The sequence below is a fragment of the Streptomyces sp. KR55 genome, from assembly GCF_052245645.1.
In the GTDB taxonomy this organism is placed as follows: domain Bacteria; phylum Actinomycetota; class Actinomycetes; order Streptomycetales; family Streptomycetaceae; genus Streptomyces; species Streptomyces flavusporus.
In genome coordinates, this window is record NZ_JBQQCE010000102.1 from 1 (window position 1) to 25,249 (window position 25,249).

25 protein-coding genes and 1 pseudogene are annotated in these 25,249 nt (G+C 69.5%); 11 read left to right on the top strand and 15 right to left on the bottom strand.

Features of this window, described 5'->3' with window-relative positions:
• Window positions 1-31: 31 nt before the first annotated feature.
• From ACTWQJ_RS17170 to ACTWQJ_RS17205, 8 genes are all read right to left on the bottom strand, one after another.
• Window positions 32-703, bottom strand: coding sequence for a response regulator transcription factor (locus ACTWQJ_RS17170; protein WP_443307506.1), 672 nt, complete (start codon window positions 701-703; stop codon window positions 32-34).
• Window positions 704-846: 143 nt separating this feature from the next.
• A complete protein-coding gene (locus ACTWQJ_RS17175) occupies window positions 847-1,953 on the bottom strand; it encodes an LLM class flavin-dependent oxidoreductase (RefSeq protein WP_443307507.1) in 1,107 nt (368 codons plus the stop codon).
• A gap of 230 nt (window positions 1,954-2,183) precedes the next feature.
• A complete protein-coding gene (locus tag ACTWQJ_RS17180) occupies window positions 2,184-2,849 on the bottom strand; it encodes a hemerythrin domain-containing protein (RefSeq protein WP_443307508.1) in 666 nt (221 codons plus the stop codon).
• A gap of 92 nt (window positions 2,850-2,941) precedes the next feature.
• Entirely contained in the window at window positions 2,942-4,009 is a 1,068-nt protein-coding gene (locus tag ACTWQJ_RS17185; protein ID WP_443307509.1) for a methyltransferase, read from the bottom strand.
• A 24-nt stretch (window positions 4,010-4,033) separates the two neighbouring features.
• Complete coding sequence (locus ACTWQJ_RS17190) at window positions 4,034-4,819, bottom strand: AfsR/SARP family transcriptional regulator (RefSeq protein ID WP_224736400.1); 786 nt, start codon at window positions 4,817-4,819, stop codon at window positions 4,034-4,036.
• Between the two features lie 27 nt (window positions 4,820-4,846).
• Window positions 4,847-5,368 (bottom strand): flavin reductase family protein, encoded by a 522-nt coding sequence (locus tag ACTWQJ_RS17195; RefSeq protein WP_443307510.1) that lies wholly within the window; start codon window positions 5,366-5,368, stop codon window positions 4,847-4,849.
• Window positions 5,369-5,651: 283 nt separating this feature from the next.
• Window positions 5,652-6,434 (bottom strand): SDR family NAD(P)-dependent oxidoreductase, encoded by a 783-nt coding sequence (locus ACTWQJ_RS17200; RefSeq protein WP_443307511.1) that lies wholly within the window; start codon window positions 6,432-6,434, stop codon window positions 5,652-5,654.
• 33 nt (window positions 6,435-6,467) lie between these two features.
• Complete coding sequence (locus ACTWQJ_RS17205) at window positions 6,468-8,171, bottom strand: MFS transporter (protein ID WP_443307512.1); 1,704 nt, start codon at window positions 8,169-8,171, stop codon at window positions 6,468-6,470.
• Window positions 8,172-8,283: 112 nt separating this feature from the next.
• On the opposite strand from ACTWQJ_RS17205, the gene ACTWQJ_RS17210 reads away from it, so the two are divergent.
• Window positions 8,284-8,775: a MarR family winged helix-turn-helix transcriptional regulator gene (locus ACTWQJ_RS17210; protein ID WP_385509484.1), complete on the top strand. Its 492-nt coding sequence runs from the start codon at window positions 8,284-8,286 to the stop codon at window positions 8,773-8,775.
• 174 nt (window positions 8,776-8,949) lie between these two features.
• Here the strand turns inward: ACTWQJ_RS17210 and ACTWQJ_RS17215 are convergent, their stop codons facing one another.
• Complete coding sequence (locus ACTWQJ_RS17215; RefSeq protein ID WP_443307513.1) at window positions 8,950-10,533, bottom strand: multicopper oxidase family protein; 1,584 nt, start codon at window positions 10,531-10,533, stop codon at window positions 8,950-8,952.
• Entirely contained in the window at window positions 10,530-10,946 is a 417-nt protein-coding gene (locus tag ACTWQJ_RS17220) for a hypothetical protein (RefSeq protein ID WP_443307514.1), read from the bottom strand. The genes ACTWQJ_RS17215 and ACTWQJ_RS17220 overlap by 4 nt, the downstream gene beginning before the upstream one ends.
• A 251-nt stretch (window positions 10,947-11,197) precedes the next feature.
• On the opposite strand from ACTWQJ_RS17220, the gene ACTWQJ_RS17225 reads away from it, so the two are divergent.
• From ACTWQJ_RS17225 to ACTWQJ_RS17260, 8 genes are all read left to right on the top strand, one after another.
• The gene (locus tag ACTWQJ_RS17225) at window positions 11,198-11,956 is read left to right on the top strand and encodes a thioesterase II family protein (RefSeq protein ID WP_443307515.1); all 759 of its coding nucleotides are present in this window, start codon (window positions 11,198-11,200) and stop codon (window positions 11,954-11,956) included.
• 187 nt (window positions 11,957-12,143) lie between these two features.
• A complete protein-coding gene (locus ACTWQJ_RS17230; RefSeq protein ID WP_443307516.1) occupies window positions 12,144-12,947 on the top strand; it encodes a methyltransferase domain-containing protein in 804 nt (267 codons plus the stop codon).
• Window positions 12,944-13,369 (top strand): ester cyclase, encoded by a 426-nt coding sequence (locus ACTWQJ_RS17235; protein WP_443307517.1) that lies wholly within the window; start codon window positions 12,944-12,946, stop codon window positions 13,367-13,369. Before ACTWQJ_RS17230 ends, ACTWQJ_RS17235 begins: the two co-directional genes overlap by 4 nt.
• Window positions 13,370-13,385: 16 nt before the next feature.
• Window positions 13,386-15,059: an NAD(P)/FAD-dependent oxidoreductase gene (locus tag ACTWQJ_RS17240; protein WP_443307518.1), complete on the top strand. Its 1,674-nt coding sequence runs from the start codon at window positions 13,386-13,388 to the stop codon at window positions 15,057-15,059.
• A 17-nt stretch (window positions 15,060-15,076) separates the two neighbouring features.
• Window positions 15,077-15,406, top strand: coding sequence for a DUF6059 family protein (locus ACTWQJ_RS17245; protein WP_443307519.1), 330 nt, complete (start codon window positions 15,077-15,079; stop codon window positions 15,404-15,406).
• A gap of 78 nt (window positions 15,407-15,484) precedes the next feature.
• Entirely contained in the window at window positions 15,485-16,741 is a 1,257-nt protein-coding gene (gene metK, locus ACTWQJ_RS17250; RefSeq protein ID WP_443307520.1) for a methionine adenosyltransferase, read from the top strand.
• Window positions 16,742-17,011: 270 nt separating this feature from the next.
• Window positions 17,012-17,143, top strand: coding sequence for a hypothetical protein (locus ACTWQJ_RS17255; protein ID WP_443307521.1), 132 nt, complete (start codon window positions 17,012-17,014; stop codon window positions 17,141-17,143).
• Between the two features lie 168 nt (window positions 17,144-17,311).
• On the top strand, window positions 17,312-18,520 hold the full coding sequence (locus ACTWQJ_RS17260; RefSeq protein WP_443307522.1) for an acyltransferase family protein: 1,209 nt from the start codon (window positions 17,312-17,314) through the stop codon (window positions 18,518-18,520).
• Between the two features lie 93 nt (window positions 18,521-18,613).
• Here ACTWQJ_RS17260 and ACTWQJ_RS17265 read toward each other — a convergent pair whose 3' ends face one another.
• From ACTWQJ_RS17265 to ACTWQJ_RS17285, 5 genes and pseudogenes are all read right to left on the bottom strand, one after another.
• Window positions 18,614-19,231 carry a response regulator gene (locus ACTWQJ_RS17265; RefSeq protein WP_240797811.1) on the bottom strand — a complete coding sequence of 206 codons (618 nt, stop codon included), beginning with the start codon at window positions 19,229-19,231 and terminating at the stop codon, window positions 18,614-18,616.
• Between the two features lie 65 nt (window positions 19,232-19,296).
• Window positions 19,297-20,613, bottom strand: a complete 1,317-nt coding sequence (locus ACTWQJ_RS17270) for a sensor histidine kinase (RefSeq protein WP_443307523.1) — start codon at window positions 20,611-20,613, stop codon at window positions 19,297-19,299.
• 68 nt (window positions 20,614-20,681) lie between these two features.
• A complete protein-coding gene (locus ACTWQJ_RS17275; RefSeq protein WP_443307524.1) occupies window positions 20,682-22,772 on the bottom strand; it encodes an MMPL family transporter in 2,091 nt (696 codons plus the stop codon).
• A gap of 409 nt (window positions 22,773-23,181) precedes the next feature.
• Window positions 23,182-23,454, bottom strand: a pseudogene (locus ACTWQJ_RS17280) (FAD-binding oxidoreductase); the annotation flags it as partial.
• Window positions 23,455-23,512: 58 nt separating this feature from the next.
• A complete protein-coding gene (locus ACTWQJ_RS17285) occupies window positions 23,513-24,016 on the bottom strand; it encodes a MarR family winged helix-turn-helix transcriptional regulator (RefSeq protein WP_443307525.1) in 504 nt (167 codons plus the stop codon).
• 126 nt (window positions 24,017-24,142) lie between these two features.
• On the opposite strand from ACTWQJ_RS17285, the gene ACTWQJ_RS17290 reads away from it, so the two are divergent.
• Window positions 24,143-24,658, top strand: coding sequence for a YceI family protein (locus tag ACTWQJ_RS17290; RefSeq protein ID WP_443307526.1), 516 nt, complete (start codon window positions 24,143-24,145; stop codon window positions 24,656-24,658).
• 135 nt (window positions 24,659-24,793) lie between these two features.
• Complete coding sequence (locus tag ACTWQJ_RS17295) at window positions 24,794-25,183, top strand: cell division protein SepF (RefSeq protein WP_443307527.1); 390 nt, start codon at window positions 24,794-24,796, stop codon at window positions 25,181-25,183.
• Window positions 25,184-25,249: the final 66 nt, after the last annotated feature.

The following is a 25,249-nucleotide window of genomic DNA, read 5'->3' on the forward strand; positions in this document are numbered from 1 at the left end:
TTTGTTTGTCCGGGGCCCGGTCGTGGCGTGCTCAGGCGCGTCGGTGAGCCGACGCCGCGGGCTCCTCCTCCCCGCCGTTCAGGACGGTGTCGTTCATGTCCACGAGACCCAGCTCATGGGCGAAGATGACCAGGCAGAGCCGACTGCGCAGGCCGAGTTTGCGCATCAGGCGCTGGACGTGGGAGCGCACGGTGTTGCTGCTCACCCACAGCTGGGCTGCGATCTCGGCGTTGTTGCGGCCGGTGCCGACCAGGGCGAGGACCTCGCGCTCCCGGCGGGACAGACCGCCCAGCGCGGACTGGGTGTCGTTGTTCAGTGTCCATTCGAAGGCCAGCCGGCCCTCGCTCAGCCGCTCGTCCTCGATGATCTCCTCGGACACGACGGTGTACCGGTTCGAGACCAGCACGGCGGCATCGGCCAGTTCGCGGTCCGACGCGGAGCTGAGGATCAGCCCGTAGGCACCGAACCACATCACGCCGGCCAGTTCCTCGAACGGTTCCTCCACCACGAGCAGCGTCGGTGCGAACACTCCCGCGAGGTTGGACGCGACCCGGCGGGTCAGATTCAGACTCTCCCGGTCCGCCGCCAGCACGGCCACGTCGGCGGCTTGGAACTCCCCTCGGCCATGAGGCAGGACGCTGAACCCGTCGAGGGCCGCGAAGCGACGCTCCAGAGCGGTTCTCCGGGACGCGTCATGACTCATGACTATGACCGCTACCAATGGACTCCCCCTGTCCAGTCGTGAAAACGCCGCGGTGGCCAGACATGCGCACACGCAGGCGTACGGTACGACTCCGCACGATGTCATACGAAGGGCTACCGCAAGGTGATGATGCGACGATGCGCTCAACCGCCGACCGGTCGGCGGATGCCCGCCTTCTCCAGCCGCGGGATGACCTCGGACGCGAAGAACTCCAGTTCGCCCAGGTAGTCGACGAAGGACAGCGCGAGGCCGCCGAGGCCGGCGCGCGCGAACGAGACGATCGTTGCGGCGATGTCGTCGGGGCTGCCCACCAACGGCAGTCCGCCGTGGCCGGCGGCGAAGCGGGGCCGGAACATCCGGATCTGCGCCTCGCTGAACGACTGCGGGTTGATGCCCTGCCCGCTCATCACCGTGTCGACGCCCTGCCAGTCGGCGTTCTCCTCGGCGTAGTACCTGAGGAACTCCTCCGCCTCGCTCCGGGTGGGGCGGCACACCACATATGCGTTGGACATGACCGTCACCCGGCGCCCGCCGTGCTGCGCGGCCGCCCGCTCGACGCCGTCGACCAGGGCGGAGCCCCGCTGGGGGTCGAAGGCCGCCGTCAGCAGGAAGTCGGCGTTACGGGTGGCGAAACCGCGCCCGGCCTCCGACACCGCGGCGTTGATGACCGGCAGCCTGCCGGCCACCGGTCTGGGACTTGTGTGCAGGCCGGTCAGGCCGGGGAAGAACTCGCCGTCGTGGTCGAACGGTTCCTCGCTGCTCCACAGCGTGCGCACCACGTCCCACCACTCCTGGGCGTGGGCGTAGCGCTGCGCCGGGGAGCCGGGCAGGTCGAGGCCGAACGCCTCGTACTCCGCCTGGTACCAACCGGCCACGATGTTGAGTCCCGCACGCCCGTCGCCGATCCGGTCGACGGTGGCCAACTGCTTGGCCGCGACGACGGGCGGCAGCAGCGCGCTGTGGACCGTGGCGAACACCGAGATGCGCTCGGTCACCGCCAGCATCCCGCCGGCCCAGGTGATCGTCTCCAGGACGCTGTCGTGGAAGGTGGTGCCGGGCCAGCCGATCCAGCGGCCCACCGGAAGCAGGAAGTCGAGCCCCAGCCGGTCGGCGAGGACCGCGAGAGCGCGGTTGTCCGCCCAGTTTCCCGACCAGCGTTCGGGGATCGTGGTGATGGCCAGGCCGGATGACGCGTTGGGTGCGAATAAGCCCAGCTTGAAGCCGTTGTCGGCGAACATGCCGTTCTCCATGGGACAACCCTCCCGTTCGTACGGACCGGTCCTCTCGGGGGCCAGCGCGAACGGGCTGGGGCCGTACCGGCGGCGGGGCAGGGTCCGGCCGTGGCACCGTTGCTCCGGACTCTTCCGCTGCGTTCGCGTGACCCGTGAGGTCACGAGTACGGTGGCACATCGCAATTAAGCCGCCATAACACCGCGGCACCGATGCCGCCGGAGCAGGCACGAAGGGTAGGCCGGCCCGCTCAGCCGGTCCACGAGTCCCGCGCCTGGTACGCGGGCGACCAGAGGGTTTTCAGGGCCATGCGCATCGGCATCGGCATGAAGGAGTTGATCCTCCGGACGTTCTCGGGTGTGGCCTCGTCCAGCAGCCAGGGGAAGAATTCGGCCGCTCCGGTGAGCCCGAGGCTCTCGCGCTGGTCGGCGGTGAAGGCCTTCCACTCCTTCTCCGAGAGCGCCTCCTGGACGTACGGGAGACCCTCCTGCTCCTCGTGCTCCAGATGCGAGACCAGGCAGTCGCCGAACTCACCGACCGCCTGCTCGAGCGCGGCGGAGCCCGCCCCCGGATCCGCGAACGCGGCGTCCACACAGGCGATCAGCGGATCGATCCGCTGGTGCTCGGCCTCCAGCTCCGCCAACGTGGCGAGGGTGTCCGGGCGGTGGGCGAGGCCCTTGGCCATCCGGGGCCACAGGTCCCGGTCCTCGCCCTCGTGGTGGATGTGCAGCTGCGTCTTGAAGATCTCCCAGCCCGTCTCGACGCGCTTGCGGTCGAGCGGCCCGGACTGTGCCCGGCCGGCCGCGGCCTTCTCCAGCCGCCGGATGTCACGGCGGAAGGCGTCATGGCTGACCAGCATGATCGTGAGGTCGACGTGGCTCTTGGAGGTCTTGGCGTTCTGGGCGTTCGTGGCCATGTCCTGTGCACTCCGTTTCCTCATCGGCTGCTCATGGGCGACGGCGACCGGCCGGATGATCCGGCCGGCCGCCGCCGGGACTTCGGTCGAGGTCAGGCGCGCTTGCGGCCGACCACGGCCGTCGCGTGCGCGGGGAGCCGGAAGACGGACTCGACGTCGAGGCCGGCCTCCTCCATCCAGCTGCGGCACTCGGCCGCCGTGTACTCGTTGCCGGCCGGGGACTGGAGCATCATGGTCAGGCTCATCAGAAGGGTGTCGGCGTCCGTGCGGGCGTCGTCGATCATCGGGTCGTAGACGATGACCGCACCACCCGCGGGAACCCGCTCGGCGGCCTGGGCGATCAGGCTCTTGCGGGCCTCGACCGGGCAGTCGTGCAGTACGTTGCCGAAGACCACCACGTCGGCGGACGGGATGTCGTTGACGTAGAAGTCGCCTCCGTGGAAGCCGACCCGGTCCGGCACACCGCGCTCCTGCGCCAGTTCCTCGAGGAACGGCTTCATGACAGGGCGGTCGAACACCCCGCCGGTGAGGTGCGGGTGGGCCAGCAGCAGGGTGCACGCCAGGTTGCCGCGGGCGCCGCCGACGTCCACGAAGGACTTGTGCTGCGACCAGTCGTACTGCCGGGCGAGTTCCGGGCCGATCGCGCCGTTGAGGCTGTCCATGGCCGACAGGAACTGCCGCAGCCGCTGCGGGTCACGGAAGATCTGGGCGAACGGCACCTTGTTGGCGTCCTGCCCGTGGGCGTCGCCCGAGCGCAGCATGTCCGCCAGGCTCTCCCAGCCCGCGCCCATGAAGTCCGTGGTCATCTTCAGGAAGCCACCGACGTAACCCTGCTGACCGGGGATCAGGTGCCGGCCCGCGGCGGGGCTGTTGCGGTAGACGCCCGCCTCGTCACGGGCCAGCACCCCCAGGGCGACCAGGGCGTCGAGGAAGTCGGGCACTCCGCGCTGGTGCAGGCCCAGCCGGCCGGTTATCTGCTCGGCGGTACCGGATTCCTTGCTGAGCGCTTCGAACAGGCCCAGCTCCATCGCGGTCAGCAGGAGCTTGCTGCGCATGAACGACCAGCCGACGAGCATGATGTCGAAGGCGTCGTCGAGGGGCCCGTCGACTCCCCCGGCCGTCGCGCCCGGCTGGTTCGGGGTGCTCGTGTACGTGCTCATCTCGTTGTCCTTTCGGTTCGCGATTCAGGCGGTCCACATACCGGCGTGCTCCAGCGCCGCCCGGTCCGAGTCCAGAACGATCTGGTGAACCAGACGGAGTTCGTCGCCCGGCTCGATGCCGAGCTCGTCCACGAGACGTCGTCTCATGTTTCGGTAGACCTGCAATGCCTCGCCGCTACGACCCGACAGGAAGAGCGCGATCATGAGCAGCCCGTGCAGGCGTTCGTTGTAGGGATTCCTGGCGATCAGTTCGCGCAGCCGGGCGATGGCCTCGCCGCGGCGCCTGCCCAGGCGCACCTCCAGGGTGATGCGTCCCTCCTCGACCGCCATCCAGGACTCCTCGAGCCGGGACGCGGCGCTCTGCAGGAGCATTCCCTCGCGCAGGCCGGCGAGCGGCGCGCTGCGCCAGAGGTTCGCGGCCGCCGCGAAATGGCGTAATGCGGCCTCCTCGTCGTGCGCTTCCAGAGCTGTTGTGGCGAGTTCGTGATGCCGGTCGAATTCGACGACATCAAGCATTCCCTCATCGATGGAGAGACAGTAGCCGGGCGGTTCGCCGATCAGGCAGATTCGGCCGTTCGCACTGCTGTCGTGCAGCATCTTCCGAAGCTGCGAAATGTAGACCCGCAGTGCCTGCAGTGCGGTCCGAGGAGGGCCCTGCGGCCACAGCTCATCGATGAGGGACTCGATCGATAGAACTTGGCGGTGATTCACCAGAAGGGTGGCCAGTAGTACGCGCAGTTTATGTGCCCGAGGCGTCAGAATACGGTCCCCGTCGTGCACCTGCAATTGCCCCAACAGCTTGAATCGCATGATTCAATTACCCCCGTGTTCGGCTGATCACTGGTACGTATTTATTTTGTGCATTGCGCCGGCGAAGAAGGCCAGCGGCTTGCCTTCGCGGCGCAGCAGTCCGATGTCGATCACGCGGCCGATCACGATCACGTGGTCACCGCCTGGAACCTCCTGCTCCACTTCGCAGGTCGCATAGGCCAGCGAGTTGGTGAGCACCGGGCTCCCGCCCCGGCCGGGCACCGAGTTGACCTTGAGGAACCGGTCGACGCCGGAGGCGAAGAGAGCGGCGATGTCCCGCTGCTCCTCGGACAGGATGTTCACGGTGAACGAGGATCCGACGCCGAGCGCGGCACGGAACGAGGACCTGCTGTGCAGGCAGAAGAGGGCGAGTGGGGGATCGAGGGAGAGCGACGTGAAGGAGTTCACGGTCACTCCGAAGAGCTCCCCGGAGTAGTTTGCGGTGATGACCGTAACGCCGGTCGCGAAGCGCCCGAATATGGCACGCAGCTCACGCTGATCGATGATGTTGGCGACGTCTTTATCGTCGTCGGTTGCCTGGCCTACCATCACGCTGTTCCTCCTGTGTTACATCAAGAGGGCGAATTGCACCGGAGCGTCGGACGGAGCCCGGTACCCGTGCTGGGGCAGATATATGCTCGAGGTGCGGTGATTAGGTCTGCGCTTTTCCGTGAGACCGAAACTATCACGATCACGTCGAGGGCATATCCAACCGCGGGATGAATAAGCTGCGGAATGCCGGGGCGCGGCGGGGGTGGACATGGCTGCGGCTCAAGGCATATGCCTTGAGCCGCGGCATGCGTCGGAGGTGGCCGGGCGCCAGGCCCGCCAGTCAGAGCATCGCGGTGCCCCCATCCCCCAGGAGGTAGCTGCCGGTGAGGTAGGAGGAGCGCTCGGAGGCGAGGAAGAGGATCGACTCCGCGACGTCGGACGGCACACCGTTCCGCTTGACGGCCGTCCGCTCGGCGTTGGCCGTCCGCACGGCCTCCGGCACGCTCGACGACAGGGCGCTGATGATCAGCCCGGGTGCCACCATGTTGACCCGCACTCCGGCCGGCCCCACCTCACGGGCGAGCGTACGGACCGCGGCCTCCAGTGCCGACTTGGACATGGAGAGCGCCCCGAACCCCTCCGGGGAGCGTCGGGACAATGACGCTCCCACGGCGACCACCGCGCCGCCGTTGCCGCGGTCGACCATGCCCGGCACCAGCGCGTGCACGGGGTTGAGGAAGGCCTTCAGCTGCGCGTCCACCACGTGCAGGGCGTGCTCCGGCGGGGTATTGAGCATCGGCCCGGGCCGAGCGGTCCGCCCGTCGACCCCGGCCGCGTTGGCGATCAGGATGTCGATCGGCCCCACCTCCTCCGCGGCCCGCGCGACCATGCGGTCCACCTCCTCGGCGACGGTGACGTCAGCCTGCAGCGCCACCGCCGTGCCGCCCTGGGCCCTGATCTCGTCGACCACGGCGCGGGCCGCCTCCTCGTCGGCGCGGTAGTTCACCACCACACCGGCGCCGTGCCGGGCGAGCAACAGCGCGGTGGCGGAGCCGATCCCGCTGCTGCCCCCGGTGACCAGTGCGGCCTTGCCGGTGAAGTCCTCATGTCGAGCTGTGTCCATCGGGCGTTCGTTCCCTTCGTGTGTACGGCTGGGTCAGTGCCTGGAGCCCGCCTGCAGCCGGCGGAGCGGGAGGAGAAAGACGAGCAGGAAGACCAGGGCGTAGACCACCACCTCGTAGCGGAGGCTGGTCTTCATGGAGCCCGCGAAGTGCCGCTGTGCGGTGTCGGTGAGCGTGGTGTCCACCAGGCGGCCCACGGCCAGGTTCCCGGTCCGGCGTGCCTGGTCGGTCAGCGTGGTGCAGCTGGGCGGAGCCTCGGTCCGGTCCCCGGCCTCGGCCCGTGCCGTGAAGCAGTCGACCAGGGAGCGCTCCAGGCTCCGCGCGGTCTGCACCGGTACGGACAGCTGCCTCAACTCGGCCCGGAAGTGGGGCAGTCCGTCATGGACGGCGGCGGAGGCGTTGCCGCTCAGCAGACCGAAGAAGATCGCGCCCAGCACGGCGACCCCGAGCGCGTTGCCGGACTGGCCCACCATGGCCTTCACCCCGGCCGCGGATCCGGCGCTGGGGCCGACCGCCTCGGCCAGCACGACGTCGTTCACCGTGGTCACGATCACGCCGAGGCCCAGCCCCACCACGAGCCCGGCGGGTGCCAGCCGCCAGAAGGACAAGTCGGTGGGGTAGGCGCTGAGCGTGGCCATCAGGGTGATCATCCCGAGGATCATCACGGCGGCCCCGAGCTGCACCACCCGCTTGCCCAGCCTGGGCATGAGCGGGATGGCGATCCCGGAGGCGAGACCCGTGCCGAACGCGATGGGCAGGAAAGCCAGTCCGGTGCGGAGCGCCGACCACTGGTACCCCGCCTGCAGTTCCACGGCCAGCACCAGGAAGAAGGCCGAGATTCCCGCGAAGCTCATGAACTGCACGACCAGGCCGGTGCCGAAGGACCCGCCGCGGAACAGCCCCAGGTCGATCACCGGCCATCCGCCGCGCCGTTCGAGTCGGCGCTGGTGCAGCAGGAACAGCAGGACGGCGGGTGCGGAGAGGGCGAGCAGACCCCAGATCCACCACGCCCAGTCGGCGTCCCGCCCCTGGATCAGCGGGAAGACGACCAGGGTCACCGCGAGGGTGCCCAGGGCGGTGCCCCACAGGTCCAGCCGGGGGCGCTGCTCGGACCGCCATTCGGTCACCAGCAGTCTCGCCCCGATCGCGGCGAGTATCCCGATGGGCACGTTGATCAGGAAGATCATCCGCCAGCCGGTGCCGAACAGGTCCAGTTCGATCAGCGCCCCGCCGATCAGCGGCCCGGCGATGCCGGCGAGTCCGGTCACGCCGCCCAGCGCACCGAACGCGGCGGCGCGGTACCTGCCGGTGAAGGTGACGTGGATGAGCGCCTGGACCTGCGGGAACATCAGGGCCGCGGCGAGCCCCTGGAGCAGCCGGAACAGCACGATCTGCGGGCCGCTGGAGGCGATGCCGCACAGCAGTGACGCGCCGGTGAACGCCAGCACGCCGTAGACGAAGACGCGTCGGCAGCCGTAGATGTCGCCGAGTCGCCCGCCGGCCACCATGCCCGCGGCGAAGGTCAGTTGATAGCCCGCCAGGATCCACTGCACCTGGGCGTAGCTGGTATGGAAGGAGCCCTTGACCTCCGTCGAGGCCACCGTGACCACGGTGACGTCCAGCAGTTCCATGAAGGCGGCCAGGAGGATGACGGCGAGTCCGAGCCATGCGCGTCGCGACGGTGGTTCGGTCCCGGCCGGGGCTGAGGGGGCAGCGGCTTCGGTACGTAACTCACTCACGTTGGCTCCCGCTGTGGTTGCCGGTCCGCAAAATAGTTAGTACCCTAACGAACTAATTGATCCATGGTCAACCTGCTTTTGCTCGCCGGAAGGACGGCGGGGGATACTCACGGTGAGCAAGGGACGAGCGGAGGCGCGGGTGCCGCGGCACGACACGACAGGGGCGGACGCCGGTCCGATGTGGCTGCGTAGCAGCATCGCCCCCAAACTACGACTGGTCGCGAAGGAGTCGCGCGCGTTCTTCGAGGCGGAGCTCGGCAGATCCGGCGTCACCTTCGCCACCTGGACCGTGCTGGCCACCTTGAAGCTCGAAGGGCCGATGATCCAGCGCAGACTCGCCGAGTACCTGAGCATCGAGGGGCCGACGCTCACACGCCATCTGGAGACGATGGAGCGCCGGGGAATCGTGCTGCGGACGCGGAGCGGTTCCGACCGCAGAGCGGTCACGGTCGAGCTCACCCCGGAGGGCGACGCGATGTACTCGAAGATCGAGTCCATCGCCCTGCGCAGCCATGAGCGGATGCTGGAGGGAATCAGCGACAGCGAGATCGCGCAGCTGAGCCGGCTACTGGAGAAGATCCTCGCCAACGTCACGACGGAATGAGCCGTAGGGGCCGAGTGGGCCGGTGCTGCTGTCATGCGTTCGCCTCACTCCGCCGGGTCCGTTCACCGCTGTCCCCACCCATCTCAGGGGAGTCGGATGAAGCGGCCGTCAAGCGGACGAAAAAGGGCCGGCTGCCTCCCCCGACGGGGAGGCGGCCGGCCGCTCGGCGGGGCCCTACTCGGTGACGAAGTCACCCATCATGGCCATGTCCTCGTGCTCCAGGTTGTGGCAGTGGAGCATGAAGGGGCCCGCGTAGTCCGTGAAGCGGACGACCACTTCGACAGCCTCGGCCGGACGCAGGTCCACGGTGTCCTTCCAACCGTGGTCGAACGCTCCGGGATCCCGGTTGTTGCGCGAGACCACCTGGAAGTGGTCCAGGTGGAGATGGATCGGGTGGTGGAAGTTCGTGGTGAACCGCCACACCTCGGTCTGTCCCAGCTTGGGCCGGGCCAGCGCCCGACCGGGCTGGTACTCCAGGTCGTTGATGGTCCAGCCCGCGGCCGAGCCGCGGAAGTGGAAGTCCCGGGTGACCGAGGCCCGGCCAGGATCCAGCGAGACCACCTCGCTCAGCTTCTCGGGCACCGTCGTGTCGTCCGCGGGCGACCCCGACCCCACGTCGAAGCGCATGACCTCGGCGGTCGTGCCGTCTCCGAAGCGGTTCAGCAGGCGCACCTTGGTGCCCGGCCGGTACCGGGAGAAGTCGACGACGACGTCGAAGCGCTCGGCGGGGGCGATCTCCAGGGAGTCGTGACGGCGGGGGCCGGCCAGCAGCCCGCCGTCGCTGCCGATCTGGACGAAGGCGTCGCCGCCCTCCGGCTGCGGGTCCAACTCCAGTTTGTACAGACGGGCGTTGGACGCGTTGAGGAACCGCAGTCGATAGCGGAGCCGCTCCACCTCGTGCACCGGCCAGGGCGCACCGTTGACCAGCACCACGTCACCCAGCACGCCGTTCATATAGGCATCGGTGACGCCCGGAGCGTGGAACTCCGGATCCACCAGGGGATAACGGAACGATCCGTCCTCCGCAAAGGACCGGTCCGTGATCATCAGTGGAATGTCACGCTCGCCGCCCGGCAGCGGCAGCCGCTCCTCCTCGTCGTCGTGGACGAGATGGAACCCGGCCAGGCCCATCCACACGCTCGCCCCGGTGTACCCCATGCGGTGATCGTGGTACCAGAGCGTCGCGGCGCGCTGCTCGAGCGGATAGGTGTAGCTCCGCACGCCCTCGGCCAGGTCCATCGTCCCGTGGTCCATGGACATGCCGTGCTTGCCGCCGGCCATGTCCTGGGCCGCACGATGGGCGTCGTAGGAGCCGTTCGCGGGGAGGATCAGCGAGGTCGGATAGCCGTCACTCGCCGCCGGGGTGTGTCCGCCGTGCAGGTGCACGACGACCGGCTGGTCCAGCTCGTTGCGGTGCCGGACCACGGTGCGCCGCCCGGAGCGGGAGACGATGGTCGGCCCCGGGAACGTACCGCCGTACGTCCAGGCCTTCGTCCGCAGACCCGGCAGGATCTCCAACTCGGCCACGCGCTGGGTGATGTCGTACGAGTCCGTGGTGCCGCTGGTGGAGGCGGGCTCCAGCACCGGCGGTACGGGCAGGGGGACCTGGTAGGGCTCGGGCAGTTTCGCCGTGCTGCTCAGCAGTTCGCCGGGCTTGCCCTCGCTGAAGTAGGAGCGCAGCAGCGGCCATCCCGCCAGCGTCACGGCTCCCACGCCGAGAACGGCGCCGCCCGTGCCCAGGAAGGTGCGGCGCCTCACGAGACCAGCTCCGACTCACGCTTCGGTGTGCCGGAGGAGTTTCCGGGCGGCAGTGGTGTGGTCATCACGCGCTGGGAGAGGACGGCGACGGCGGCGACGATGATCACGCCGAGCAGCACATGCGCGGCCACACTGCGGTTCAGGCCGAGCGCCATCTGGCCGATGAGCGCGAGCAGCAGCACGACCGAAGTGCCGAGGATCGACGAGGGCCCGCCAGCCCGGCGCACCAGGAAGGCGGCCACCGCCATCAGCAGGGCCACCACCATGATCCCGCGGGCCAGCACGCCGTGCATCTGCAGCATGTCGAAATGCCCGCCGAGGAAGCCACCGGCCAGGGCGACTTGGGCGATGAGGAGCACGGACTGGAGCAATGCGGCTATGCGTAGGCAGAGGAGGGAACGACGTAAGGACATACGAATACCCCGTGTTGTGGATTACGGCACTTGTGACATGCGGAAGTGCACACAGTCGTAGGACTCGGGCAATCAAACCGTCTGGCTGCCCAGGGGCGCAAGCCCGTCCTGTCGAGTGTGCGGTGAAGAGGAGATTAAGCGCGCTGTCAGTTCTGGTTTAAGCCGGCGATTCCCTTGTTTCCCCCACTTGTTGTGCTGCCTACGCTCGTGCCCGGCACTGCATCCGATGAAAGAGGCGGCTGCCGCCTCATGTGCTGGAGGGCGTTGCGATGCTGACGCACACAGAAACACCCTGGATACGGCGGCTGGTCGCGGCCCCGGACAGCTCGGTCCGCGTGGTGTGCTTTCCGCACGCGGGCGGGTCCGCCAGTTACTTCCGCCCCCTGGCGATCGAGCTCGCCCCGCATGCCGAGACCCTCGCGGTTCAGTATCCGGGACGTCAAGAGCGGCGTGCGGAACCGCCGTTGGAAAGCGTCGCAGAGCTCGCCGATGCGGCGTTCGAGGCCCTGCGACCTGCGGTGGAGGGGCCCTTCGTGTTCTTCGGGCACAGTCTCGGTGCCCTCGTCGCCTTTGAGGTGGCCCTGCGTCTGCAGCAGGTTTCCGCGCCTGGTCCCAGGCGTTTGTTCGCATCAGCGGTTTCCGCGCCGTCGGTTTTCAGACAGCCGACGGCGCATTTCGGTGATGACGATGCACTCGTCGCCGAATTGTGCAGACTCGGCGGCACCGATCCCGCCCGCCTGTCCGCGGCGCAGATCCGCGCGATGTCACTGCCCGCCGTGCGGGCCGACTACCGGGCGGTGGAGAAGTACCGGCCCGCTCCGGACGCGCGGGTGACCTGCCCGATAACCGCGCTGGTCGGCACGCACGATCCGATCGTCTCGCTCCGGGACTCCGCGGCATGGCGGGCCCACACCACGGCCAAGGGCGAGCTGCGCGTGTTCGAGGGCGGTCACTTCTATCTCGACCACACGGTGCGGGACGTGGCCGCGACCGTCCTGAACGCGTGGTGAAAACCGTGTGAAACCGGTTGGTCGCCCGGCGATTCACGGCAGGCCGTCACCGTGCTTTCGCGGTGCTTTATCGGCCGTCCGTACCGTCGAAGCGTCATCGGTTCCGTGATCTTGCGCGGACGGTGACGTCCGGCAGATCCCGCCCGTCCGGCGGGTGAATTCACGACTCATCACTGGGAGCCGATCGATGACTACCGGAACGGGCCAGGTCAAGCCGGCCGACGTATGGCGTGAGGCTGACGACGCGAAGAAGTTCCTCGACCAGGCCGCGATCGTGCTGGCGTCCGTCAAGACGGAACTCGACGACATGCTGCGCGTGACCACCGGCAGCCATGTCCTGGACGTCGGCTGCGGCACCGGCGCCGATGTACGGGCGATCGCGCAGCGGGTCGGCCCCGGCGGCAGGGTCGTGGGGATCGACTCCAGCGAGCAGCTGATCGCGCAGGCGACGCCGGGCGGCCCCGGGGCCGCCGAGGTGGAGTTCCTGCACGGCGAGGCGGGTTCGCTGCCGTTCGCCGCCGACACCTTCGACGCCGCTCGCGCGGAGCGCGTCATCGAGCACGTGCCCGACCCCGCGGCGGCCGTCGCCGAGATGCTCCGGGTGGTCAAGCCCGGCGGGCAGGTGCTGATCACCGACCCCGACCACGGGCTGTGGGCACCGGATCTGACGGACCGTGACCTGACCCGGCGGATCATGACCTGGTGGGGCGAGCATGTGCCCAACGCCTGGGTGGCGCGCCAGCTGCGCAGGCTGCTCATCGAGGCGGGCGCCGTCGACGTCACCGTCAAGCTCCTGCCCGTGGCGCTGACCAGCCTGGCCGCCGCCGACGCCCTGACCTGGGTGGGCAAGGCCGCCGCGGCCGCCGCCGCGCAGGGCATCGCCGAGGAGACCCGGGCTCTGGGCTGGGGCGAGGAGATCCAGCGCCGTGACGCCCAGGGCACCTTCCTGATGCTCGGCACCTTCGTCGTCGTTTCCGGGACCAAGAAGTGACCGGCGCCACCGCGGCACCTGAGCACGCGCGGCTCGCCGAATTCTGGTTCGCCAAGGGCTGGGCCGAGGGCGATGTGAGCGTCGCCGGGGAGGTCTTCGCGGACGACTTCGTACTGAACGGCAGGAAGGTCGGCCCGGACGGGCCCCGCCGGAGCGTGCGTGCGGTGCACAGCGCGTTCTCCGACATCGGCGTCACCTTGGATCTGGTCCTGACGGACGGCAGCCATGCCGTGACGCACTACACCACGACCGCCCGGCACACCGGTGTGTACCGGGGGGTTCCCGCCTCGGGACGGTGGATCAAGGTCTCCGGGATCGTCATCTGGGAGATCCGCGACGGCAAGGTCGTGCGGGACTGGAATGTCTTCGACACCGGCGAAGTCGTCGCGCAGATCACCGCCCCGGCCGCTGACGGCAAGTGAGGAAGAGGAGACCGACATGACGCGATCCGGCGCGGTCGAGTACGACTACGACGTCATCATCCTGGGCGCGGGCAGCGCCGGCACGGTCCTCGGCGCCATCCTGGCGCGCCAGGACGTCCGGGTGCTGCTCATCGACGCCGCGGTGCATCCGAAGTTCGCCGTGGGGGAGTCCACGACTCTGTACACCCTGAAGGGGTACCGGCAGCTCGCCGAGCGCTACGGCATTCCGGAGCTGGAGTACCTGACGTCGTACGAAGGGGGCCTGCACAACATCGGCCCGACGTCCGGGGTCAAGAAGCACTTCGGCTTCATGCTGCACAAGGAGGGCGAGGAGCCCGACCCCCTGGAGGTCAACCAGTTCAGTCCGCCCTCCAAGGCGCTGCAGACCGGGCACCTGTTCCGGCAGGACACCGACGCCTTCCTCTTCCACACCGCGATCAAGTACGGCTGTGCCGTACGACAGGGCTTCCGGGTCGCCGATCTGGAGCTGGGCGAGGACCAGGTCGCCGTGGCCGACGCGGCGGGGGAGCGCTTCACCGCCCGCTACCTCGTGGACGGCAGCGGCTTCCGCTCGCCGGTGGCCGACAAGCTCGGGCTGCGGGAGGGACCGGACGCCCTCAAGCACCACTCGCGGTCCCTGTTCACGCACATGATCGGGGTGAAGCCGACCGACGACGTCCTGCGGATGGAGCCGGAGGACCTGCCGCCGATCCCCTGGGTGCAGGGCACCATGCACCACATGTTCGAGCGGGGCTGGATCTGGTCCATCCCGTTCAACAACGAGCCCAGGTCGAAGAACCCGCTGGTGAGCGTCGGCCTGACCTACGACGAGCGGCTTTATCCGAAGCAGGACGGGGTGACCCCCGAGGACGAGTTCCGCACCTTCGTCAAGCGGTTCCCTGCGGTCGAGCGGATCTTCGCCGACGCGGTGACGGTCCGCCCCTGGGTCTCGACCGGCCGGCTGCAGTACACCTCGAAGGAAACCGTCGGCCACCGCTGGTGCCTCATGTCGCACGCCGCGGGCTTCCTCGACCCGCTCTACTCGCGCGGTCTGACCAACACCACGGAGATCATCAACTCCTTCGCCTGGCGCCTGCTGGACGCCCTGCGCGAGGACGACTTCGACGTGGAGCGGTTCCGCTACGTCGACACCCTGCAGAAGGGTCTCATCCGCTACAACGACCAGCTGGTCAACGCCTCGTTCATCGCGTTCTCCGACTACGAGCTGTGGAACGCGGTCTACCGCGTGTGGGCGGCCGCCGAGGTGCCGATCAACCTCCGCTTCGACCGGTTCATCGAGCGCTACCGCAAGACGCGGGACGACCGTGTCTTCCGGGAGATGGAGGACGTGCCCTACCCGGGCCTGCTGCTTCCCGACCAGCCCGAGTACAAGGCGCTCTTCGATCGGATGGTCACCCTGTGCGACGCCGTCGACCGGGGTGAACTCCCCGCCGCCGTCGCCGGCCGACGGCTCATGGCGGCCATCGAGAACTCGCCCGGCATCCTGCGCGGCATCGGCATCGAGGACAAGAACCGCCGGTTCATGTTCCCGGGCATTCCGGAGCTGAAGGCCATGTCCGCATGGCTGCTCGACGAGGCGCCCGAGGAGATGCGCTACCTCGCCCCCATGGAGTCGACGGCCGGCGCGAGCGGGGCGTCCGCCCCGCGCGAAGTGATCATCCCGGAATAGCGGGGAGCGGGCACGTCATGCCGGACAGAGAGCGCGAAGCGGACGGGGAGAGCCCGTCCGGCGGTCCCGGCGAGGACGAAGGGGAGAGCCAGGGGTACTTCGCAGCCCTGTCCCGAGGAGTCGTCGTCTGCGGGACGTGGTTGCTGACCACCGTGTACGAGGGGCTCAAGGCCGCGGGTCTGATGTGGGTTCACCCGCCGCCGCCCGACATCCCCGCCGCGCAGCCGGAGTCGCCGGCACCGCTGCTCGACGCCCCGCCCGACGGGCATCCGGAGCGGCTGAGCAGCCATGTGCCGCTGTCCCCCGACGAGATCGACATCTGGGCGCGTTTCTACACCGACCCCTGATCAGCGCCCCGGCGGCCCGTGCCGCCGGGGCCACCACCCTTCCCTCGCACCCCCTCACACCTCGCAACGGAGCACACGATGGCCAAGCGGCTGTTCACCTCGGAGTCGGTGACCGAAGGTCACCCGGACAAAATCGCCGACCAGATCAGTGACGGGATCCTCGACGCGCTGCTCGGCCAGGACCCGACCGCGCGTGTCGCGGTGGAGACACTGATCACCACGGGCCAGGTCCATGTCGCCGGTGAGGTCACCACCTCGGCGTACGCGGACATCGCCGCGCTGGTGCGGCAGACCGTGCTGGAGATCGGCTACGACTCGTCGGCCAAGGGGTTCGACGGCGCGTCCTGCGGGGTCTCGTTGTCGATCGGAGGCCAGTCGCCGGACATCGCGCAGGGGGTGGACACGGCCTACGAGACACGCGTGCAGGACCCCGGCACGGGCGACGACGAGGCACTCGACCGGCAGGGCGCCGGCGACCAGGGCCTGATGTTCGGCTACGCCAGCGACGAGACGCCGAGCCTGATGCCCGTGCCGATCGAGCTGGCGCACCGGCTGTCCCGCAGGCTGACCCAGGTGCGCAAGGACGGCACCGTCCCCTATCTCAGGCCCGACGGCAAGACGCAGGTCACCATCGAGTACGACGGCGACCGCGCCGTACGTCTGGACACCGTCGTCGTCTCCACGCAGCACGCCGCGGACATCGACCTGGACACGCTGCTGACGCCCGACGTCCGTCAGCATGTCGTCGAGCCGGTGCTGTCCCAACTGGCCGATCAGGGAATCAAGCTGGAGACCGACTCCTACCGTCTCCTGGTCAACCCGACCGGACGGTTCGAGATCGGCGGCCCGATGGGCGACGCCGGCCTGACCGGCCGGAAGATCATCATCGACACGTACGGCGGCATGGCCCGCCACGGCGGCGGTGCCTTCTCGGGCAAGGACCCGTCGAAGGTGGACCGGAGCGCGGCGTACGCGATGCGCTGGGTCGCCAAGAACGTGGTCGCCGCCGGACTCGCGCGACGCTGCGAGGTGCAGGTCGCGTACGCCATCGGCAAGGCCAGGCCGGTGGGCCTGTTCGTCGAGACCTTCGGCACCGAGACGGTCCCGGTGGAGCGCATCCAGCAGGCGGTCACGGAGGTCTTCGACCTGCGCCCGGCCGCCATCGTCCGGGACCTCGACCTGCTGCGTCCGATCTACGCGCAGACGGCCGCCTACGGCCACTTCGGCCGTGAGCTGCCCGACTTCACCTGGGAGCGGACCGACCGCGCCGCCGCCCTGCGCGAGGCGGCGACGAGGGCCTGTCCGGCGGATCAGGCCGGCACCAATGGGCGGTGATGATCAGCGCAGGTGAGCGGGGGCTGATGCGTCCAGCTGCAAGGCGGAGGAGGGAGTCGACGCGATGGGGGCCCCTCCCGCGCATGGGGGTCCCCCCGCTCGAGCGAAGTCGAGAGTGGGGGAGAAGCCGAGCGTGGGGGAGTCGGCGAGTGACGACAACGCGGCAGACGGGCGTGCCAGACCCCGCGATTCCGGCATGATCCGCCGGACAGGCCCTAGGTAGCGAGGCCGGCCGGCCCGTTCGCAGCCGCACGATCTTCAGGAGGAGTGATGAACGAGGAGCAGGAGGAACAACTGCTGGACCGCGAAGAGGTGTGGGAAGAGCTGTTGGTGCCCGTGCTCGGGCTCGCCGGCGTGGAGGAGGAGCCGATCGAGCCCCATATCGTCCGCGGTATCGACTGAGTCGAACCGGCCACATCTCGCCCCACCATGCCCAGCGCAGTCCCGCGGCCCGGCCGCGCGACTGCGCTGGGCGCGTTGGCGGGATGTGGGGTTTGCCCCGGATTGATGGGGGCTTTGCCGCCTGCTGGGACCGTCGACGGGTCGACCCGAGACTTCAGTGAGGCGAAAATGACCAAGCCCGGCAACGAAGAACTGCAGCCACCGCCACTGCGGAACGTCCGTTCCCTCACCGGTCTGCGGTTCCTGATGTCGATGACCGTGTTCATCTCCCATCTGGCGGTGCTGATGCCCGTCCCGCACGTCAACGACGTGCTGGGGCTCGCAGGTTCCGGCGGCACCTTCTTCCTGGTGCTGTCCGGGTTCGCGCTGACCTGGAGCTTCCGGGGCAATGACCGGCTGGGGTGGTTCCTCGGCCGCCGCATGGCGCGGATCTGGCCCACGCTGGTCATCGCGCTCGCGCTGCCCCTCGGTTTCGCGCTCGCCGACCCCGCCACCGACGCCGCGCACATGATCGGCGCCGCCGTGGCCGCGCTGTTCTTCGTGCAGGCGTGGATACCGCCGGTCGTGCTCGAGTCGACCAACCCCGTGACGTGGATGCTGTCCTGCGTCGTGTTCTTCTACGCGATCTTCCTGTGGGTGGGCCGGTTCGCGCTGCGGCGCACCCCCCGGCAGCTGCTGTGGCTGGCCGGCCTGACGCTGGCCTACGGCTGGGTGATCAGGATCGCCCTGTGGGCCGCCTACCCGCCCGGCGAGCCGCTCGCCCTGGCGGACGCGAGCGGTCTGACCTTCGGCATCTACTCCCCGCTGGGCCGCATCCACGAGTTCCTGTGCGGTGTCTGGATGGCGGCGGCGATGCGGCGGGGCCTGAAGTTCCGCTTCTCGGTCGGCCAGGTGTACGCGGCCATGGCGGTCGTGCTCGGCGTGATGCTGGCGATGAGCGGCACCTCGGTCCGCAGCGAGGTGCCGCACGACCCGCTGGACCTCGTCATGGCACCGATGTACGCCCTTCTGCTGGCCGCCTACACACAGCGCGAAGTGGACGGCCACGGCTCGCTGTTCAGCAGGCCCGCCCTGGTGGCGCTGGGCAAGACGTCCATGGGCGTCTACCTGTTCCACTTCACGGTGCTCTTCACGGTCGCGGCGATGGTCTACCCCGACAAGGAGATGGTGGACTTCTTCCTCGACCCCGTCACACCGGTCAACGCCCACTGGCTGTGGGGCGCCGTCAGCCTCGCGGTCTCGCTCCTGGTGGGCTGGCTCGTACACCGCTTCTACGAGGATCCGATCGAGCGCAGGCTGCGGGCCTGGCTCGCGACCCGCGCCGAGAAGCGCAGGTCCGCCGAGGTACCCGCGGAGAAGGGCGAGCTGGTGAGCTGAGCTGTCGACGCAGAACGCCTCCGGCCGCTGCCCGCCGAACGCGCGGGCAGCGGCCGGAGGCGTGCTGCGCGGCCGGCACGTGGAACGGCGTCGTCAGTCCGCGCCCGGGGTGATCAGGCCGGACTCGTAGGCCACGATCACCAGTTGGGCCCGGTCACGCGCGCCGAGCTTGCCCATGATGCGACTGACCTGGGTCTTCGTGGTCAGCGGGCTCACGCCCAGGGCATCGGCGATCTCCTTGTTGTTGAGGCCGCGCGCCACCAGGGTCAGCACCTGGCGCTCCCGGGCGGTCAGCATCGTCAGACCGGCGACGGGGGCGGAGCGCGGTGCCGCGTCGGGGGCGCGCAGCACCTGGGCGATGAGCCGGGCGGTCGGGCCGGGGGAGAGCAGGGCGTCCCCGGCGGCCACCGTCCGGATGGCCTCCAGCAGTTCGGCGGGCTTGGTGTCCTTGACGAGGAACCCGGAGGCGCCGGCGCGCAGCGCCTCGATGATGTGGTGGTCGGTGTCGAACGTCGTCAGCGTCAGCACCTTCACGCCGGCCAGGTCCTCGTCGGCGGCCAGCAGCCGGGTCGCCTCGATCCCGTCGAGGTCCGGCATACGGATGTCCATGACGACGAGGTCGGCCCGGGTGGAGCGGGCCAGTTCCACGGCCTCGTGGCCGGTGCCGGCCTGCCCGACGACCTCCATGTCCGGGGCCGAGTCGACCAGCATGGCGAAGGCGGCCCGTACGAGCGTCTGGTCGTCGGCGAGCAGGACGCGGATGGGAGCGGTCTCGGTCACTGGGCACCGCCACCGGACGGATCGAGGCGAAGGGGTCTGCCGAACGCGGCCGTCACGGACGGGCGTGCGGAGGCCGCCGCCCGGGCGTCAGCCGGGGTCGGCTCGGTCGGCTCGGCGGACGCGGCGGACAGCGGAGAGGTGGTGAAGGGCAGCACGGCCCGCACCTCGAAACCGTCGTCCCGGCGCGGCCCGGCCTCCAGCGTGCCGCCCACGCTGCGGGCCTGTTCCCGCATGCCCACGAGGCCGAAGCCGGGCGGATGCGCCGAGAGCACGGCGGGTGCGGTGCCGCGGTTGGTGACCGACACGTGCAGGGACCCGGCCTGCTCGCGCACGGTGAGGCGGATCGCAGGGTTCGGGCCGCCGTGCCGTACCGCATTGGTCAGGGCCTCCTGCACGATGCGGTAGGCGGCCGCGCCGACGGCGGCCGGCGGTTCCGTCTCGGCGACGTCCAGGCGCACCGTGGCTCCCGCGGCGCGGGCCGTGGCGACCAGGTCCGACAGGGCGTCGAGGCCGGGCAGCGGGCCGCGCGTGTCGTCCGGTCCCGACCTGAGGACCTGCAGGGTGGCGCGGAGTTCGACCCGCGCGGCACGGCACGCCTCGGCGATGTCCTCGAGCGCCTTGGCGACGGCCGCACGGTCCAGGCGATCGGGATCCTGCTCCAGCACGTGCGCGGTGACGGAGGTGCGCACACCGACGAGCGTGATGCTGTGCGCCAGCAGATCGTGCAGGTCGCGGGCGATCCGCAGGCGCTCCTCGATGACCCGGCGGCGGACCTCCTCCTCGCGGCTGCGCTCGGCGCGTTCGGCCCGTTCGAGGACGGCGGCGACGTGTTGGCGGTGGTAGCGGATGCAGATGCCGAGGACGAGGAAGGCGATGATCCACCCGGAGACGCGCAGCGCGGCGGTGCCCTCGTTGAGGCCCTGCGCGAACTTCACCGCGAGCATCAGTCCGACCACCCCGGCTCCGGCGAGCGCGGAGCGCAGGACGGGCCCCGTGGAGGCGATGGTGTACAGGGCGGCCATCGAGGCGGCCATCAGCGCCCCGTGGTCGTAGTCGAGGGCGTGGTACGGCACCAGAAAGGCCGTCAGGGCAAGGAACGAGCGGATCGGCGCCGTACGCCGCCACACCATCGGGATGTGCGCCGCCAACAGCAGCAGCCAGCCGAAGGCGTCGGGCGCACGGCCGCTGGTCCCGCCGATCTGCGTGACGACCACGGCGCTTGCGGCCATCGCCGCCGCGAGCAGACCGTCGTCGACCATGACCCGGCGGTTGCCGGGCACAGCCCTGCCCAACCGCCGTAACGTGTCACTCACATTCACACCGCCATCCTCTGTCGAAGGGGCGCCCCTCTGAAAGAGGGACGCCCCCGGTGGGCGAACCGTCACGCGGTGGGGGACAGTTCCCGCTCGACGGAACGCGCCGCCGGCCGCCGGGACAGCGGACCCGGCCACCAGACCTTCCGGCCGAGCGCGAGGCTCGCCGAGGTCACGAGGTACGTACGCACCAGGAAGGTGTCCAGCAGCACACCGACCATGATCGTGAAACCGAGCTCGACGAGCTGCACCATCGGCATGTTGGTGAGCACCGCGAACGTCGCCGCGAGCACCAGGCCCGCCGAGGCGATCACGGATCCGGTCGTCCGCAGCGCGGTCAGCGCGGCGACTCCGGGTTCGGCCCCGTCCAGGCACTCCTCGCGCATGCGGTGCATCAGGAAGATGCCGTAGTCCACCCCGAGGGCGACGAGGAACACGAAGGACAGCAGCCCGAGTCCGGGGTCGGTGCCCTCGAAGCCGAACAGCGGCTCGAAGACCAGACCCGCGATGCCCAGCGAGGCGCCCCACACCGCGACGACCGCCGCGAGCAGGATCAGCGGTGCGACCAGGCTGCGCAGCAGGGCGATCAGGATGAGCAGTACGGCGGCCAGGACGATGGGCACGACGACGACACGGTCGTGGTTGTTGGTCTCCTTCAGGTCGAGCTGCTCGGCGCTGGGGCCGCCCACGTAGGCGCCCTCGCCGTGCAGTTCGCTGCGCAGCTTCTTGATCGTCTCGGACTCGGCGGGGGTCTGCGGAACCGACTCGGTGATCACGGTGATCTCGGTCCAGCCGCCGCCGGACCGCCCGAGCTCCGCGTTCTCGACGCCCGACGTGCCACGCACCGTGCCGAGGATCGCGTCCGCCTTGTCGGTCGGCGCGGTGACGACGACGGGTTCCGTGCCGCGCTCGGGGAACGCCTCGGCGAGGGTCTTCATGGCCACCACCGAGTCCGGTGTCTCGGTGAAGGAGTCCTCCTGCTTGAGACTACCGGGGAGGTTCAGCGTGCCCAGGGTCAGCGCACCCAGCACGATGACACCGCCGAGCAGGACCGTCACCGGTCGGCGGCCCGCGGAGCTGCCCATGGAGGCGAACAGCGAACGGCGCTCCTTGGGCTGCGAACCGTAGGCCGGCACCACCGGCCAGAACACCCGGCGGCCCAGCAGCACGAGAAGGGCGGGCAGCAGCGTCATCATCGCGACCAGCGCGCACAGCACGCCGACGGCACCGAGCGGCCCCATGCCGCGACTGCTGCCGAGGTCGGCCGCGAGCAGGCACAGCAGACCGGCGGCGACGGTGCCGGACGAGGCGAGGACGGCGGGGCCGCAGCCGCGCAGCGCGGCCCGCATCGCGTCGTACGGGTGCACGACGCGCCGCAGTTCCTCGCGGTAGCGGGCGACGATGAGCAACGCGTAGTCGGTGCCCGCGCCGAACGCCAGGATCGTCATCACGCTGGAGCTCTGGCTGCTGATGGTGGTTCCGAACAGTTCGTGGAGGCCGTACGCGACGCCCATCGACATGAAGTCGCCGATACCGGCGACGATGAGCGGCACCAGCCACAGGAAGGGGCTGCGATAGATGAGGACGAGCAGGATCGCGACGATGGCGGCGGTGGTGTAGAGCAGCGGACCGCCCAGGGAGCCGTACACCTCGCGAGCGTCGGTGGAGATGGCGTCGGGGCCGCCGACCTTCACGTCGAGTCCGTCCCCGCCACGGGTGATGTCCCGCACCCCGGCGACGAACTCGTCACGGGCCTCGTCGTCCTGGCCGGGCGCGGTGGTGCTGACGGGGTACATCACCGTGGTGCCGTCCTGGGACGTCACGGCCTGCGGCTCGGCGCTGAGGTCGAAGTCACCGTCGACCTGCGCGATCTGGTCGGCCGCGGTGGTGCGGTCCGCTTCGGTGAGGCCGCCGTCGCGGTGGTAGACGACGACGATCGATGTGGCCTCACCGCCCGGCAGACTGTCCTGGATCCTGGCCACCTGCGTGGAGTCCGCGCTGGTCGGCAGATAGTCGACCGCGCGGTTCACCTGTACGTCCGAGAGCTTGCCCGAGAACGGGGCGATCAGGACCAGTAATCCGACCCACAGGCCGAGCACCGCCCAGGGCAGCGCCCGTCGTCGTTTGCCGCTCCCGCTCTGCTGCGCCGCGCTACCCATGTGGCCAGCCTCCTTCTGGATGTCCGCTGTTCAATCAAAAGTTGTGAGCGCATCCAGGCTTCCGCAGCGAAAGGCACGCTGCGTCGCGCAGAAGGGGGAACCGAGCGGTACTCCCCGGGGCGTTCCGGGGGTGGCAATACACCCACGGGAGTACGCCGGCGAGAGTACCGGCGGAGAAATGCAACGCGCAGAAATGGCAGGGCGATTCGAGTGACCGAGCCGATGAATGCCGATCAATTCGCATTCCCGGAACGGCACGAATTTCATGAGTACGTCGACGGGCGGCCCGGCGGTAACGCGTCGGAATCGTCGGTCAAGGCATCGGCGCCAGGATGCGTCGGGTTCGGCGGGCCGGCCGGCGCAGCAGGCCGACGGCGGCTCCCACGGCCAGTCCGGTTCCGGCGAGTGCGAGCGCTTTGCCGGTCGCCTGGGCGGTGGCGCCGCACGAGTTGTTGCCGATCATGCCGCCGATCGTGCAGTCGGCGTGGGTGGCGGGCTCCGGGCCGAACCGCAGACCGGTGGGCGCGAGGTGCCGGTTGAGCTCGTCCAGCACGATGCCCGGCTGGACGACGCAGGTGCGCGCCTCCTCGTTCACGGACTCGATCCGGTTGCAGTACTTCGACCAGTCGAGCACCACGGCAGCGTTCGTGCACTGCCCGGCGAGGCTCGTCCCGCCGCCCCGCTCACCTGCGCCGATGAGGTGCCGTTCCTTGAAGCCGGCCTGATCCGCCGGACAGGCCCTACTCGGCGCGCGCCTCCCCGGTGAGCCCCGGCAGCAGGCCGGACAACGCGTCCTGTTCGGCCTGTCCGACGCAGGTGGCGAGGGCCTCGGTGATCGTCTCCGCCAGGGTCCCGGACGCCTCCTCCAGCAGGCGCCGGGCCTGGTCCGTGACGGTGACCTCGATGCCCCGCCGGTCTCCGCAGGCCGACCGGCGGGTGACGAGACCGGCGCGCTGGAGGCAGGCGATCTGGTAGGTGAGCCGGGTCTTGGGACGGCCCAGCAGTTCCGCGATCCGCGTCATGCGCAGGCCGCCCTCGGGCTGCTCGGCGAGCAGGCACAGCACCAGGAACTCGTCGTGGGACACGTCGAGCCGTTCCTTCACCACCGACCGCAGCCGCTGCTCCACGGCCCCCATCGTGGCCCGCATCAGCATCCAGGCGCGCAGCTCCGGCGGCAGCAGGCCGCCGCCCTGCGTGGACGGGCATGCGGGCAGGTCAGCGGGGTGCTTGGCGGGGTCGGCCATGGTTTCGAGTGTACCTGTCGTCCAATTTTGGACGAAGAAGTTGTTCAGATTTGGACAGTCGGCTAGCGTGAGGTCATCCAAATTTGGAGTACTCATTCGGAGTACCCGGTCGACAGGAGAACGATCATGAGCGTCGCCGTGGAAACCGGCCTGTGGCAGCTCGACGCCACCGCCTCCACCGTCGCCGTGCGGCACAAGACGTTTTGGGGCCTGGTCACCGTCAAGGGCGCCTTCGGGACCGTCAGCGGCCGGGGCGAGGTCCGCTCCGACGGCACCGCCACCGGCACCCTCACCCTGGACGTGGCCTCCCTCGACACCAAGAACGCCAAGCGCGACACGCACCTGCGGTCCGCCGACTTCTTCGACGCCGACAACCACCCGGAGATCACCTTCGTCGCCCGCGAGGCCCAACTGCGCGACGGTGACAAGGTGCACGTCAACGGTCAGCTCACCGTGCTCGGCATCAGCAGGCCGCTGACCTTCGTCGCCCGCCTCCTCGGGGCCGACGCCGAACAGGTCACGCTGGATGCGGAGTTCACCGTGGACCGAAACGAGTTCGGCATGACCTGGAACCAGCTGCGCATGATGGGCGGCCTGACCACGATCGCGACCACGCTCCGCTTCACCCGCGCCGCCGCCTGAGGGAAAGAAGCCGCAACTCCGGAGGAAAGGGCCACAGAATCGTCGCAGACCGTGTCGCTGTTCGGCCGAACGGGTGACTTGCCGTAAGAATTGCCTGGTGCAGGCGACGAGTGCGAGTCAGATCGGGGGGAGCCGGTGAACAGCCACGACGTCACCGATGAACAGTGGGAAGGACTCGCCCAGGTCGTTCCGTTGCGCGGCCGCGACGCCTGGCCGTCCGCCGTGGACCACCGGGCGCTGCCGGAGGCGGAGACCGAGACGCGCCGTCGTTTCGTCGTGCTCCGGGTCAATGTGTTCGGGGACGCCCGCGAGGTCGCCGAGACGCTGATGGCGGGCATCCCGGTGCTGCTGGACCTGACCGGCGCCGAGACGGAGGTCGCCAAGCGGGTCCTGGACTTCAGCACAGGCGTCGTCTTCGGCCTGGCCAGCGGAATGCACCGCGTGGACCGCAACGTGTTCCTGCTGACGCCGCCCGGTACCGAGGTGCAGGGCCTGATGGAGGGCGCGGGTGTGTCCGGCCCGTGAGGGTCGGCGCACGCCGGGCGGGCACCCCCTGTGGGTGACATCGCCCCCGTACGGTCGCCCGATCGT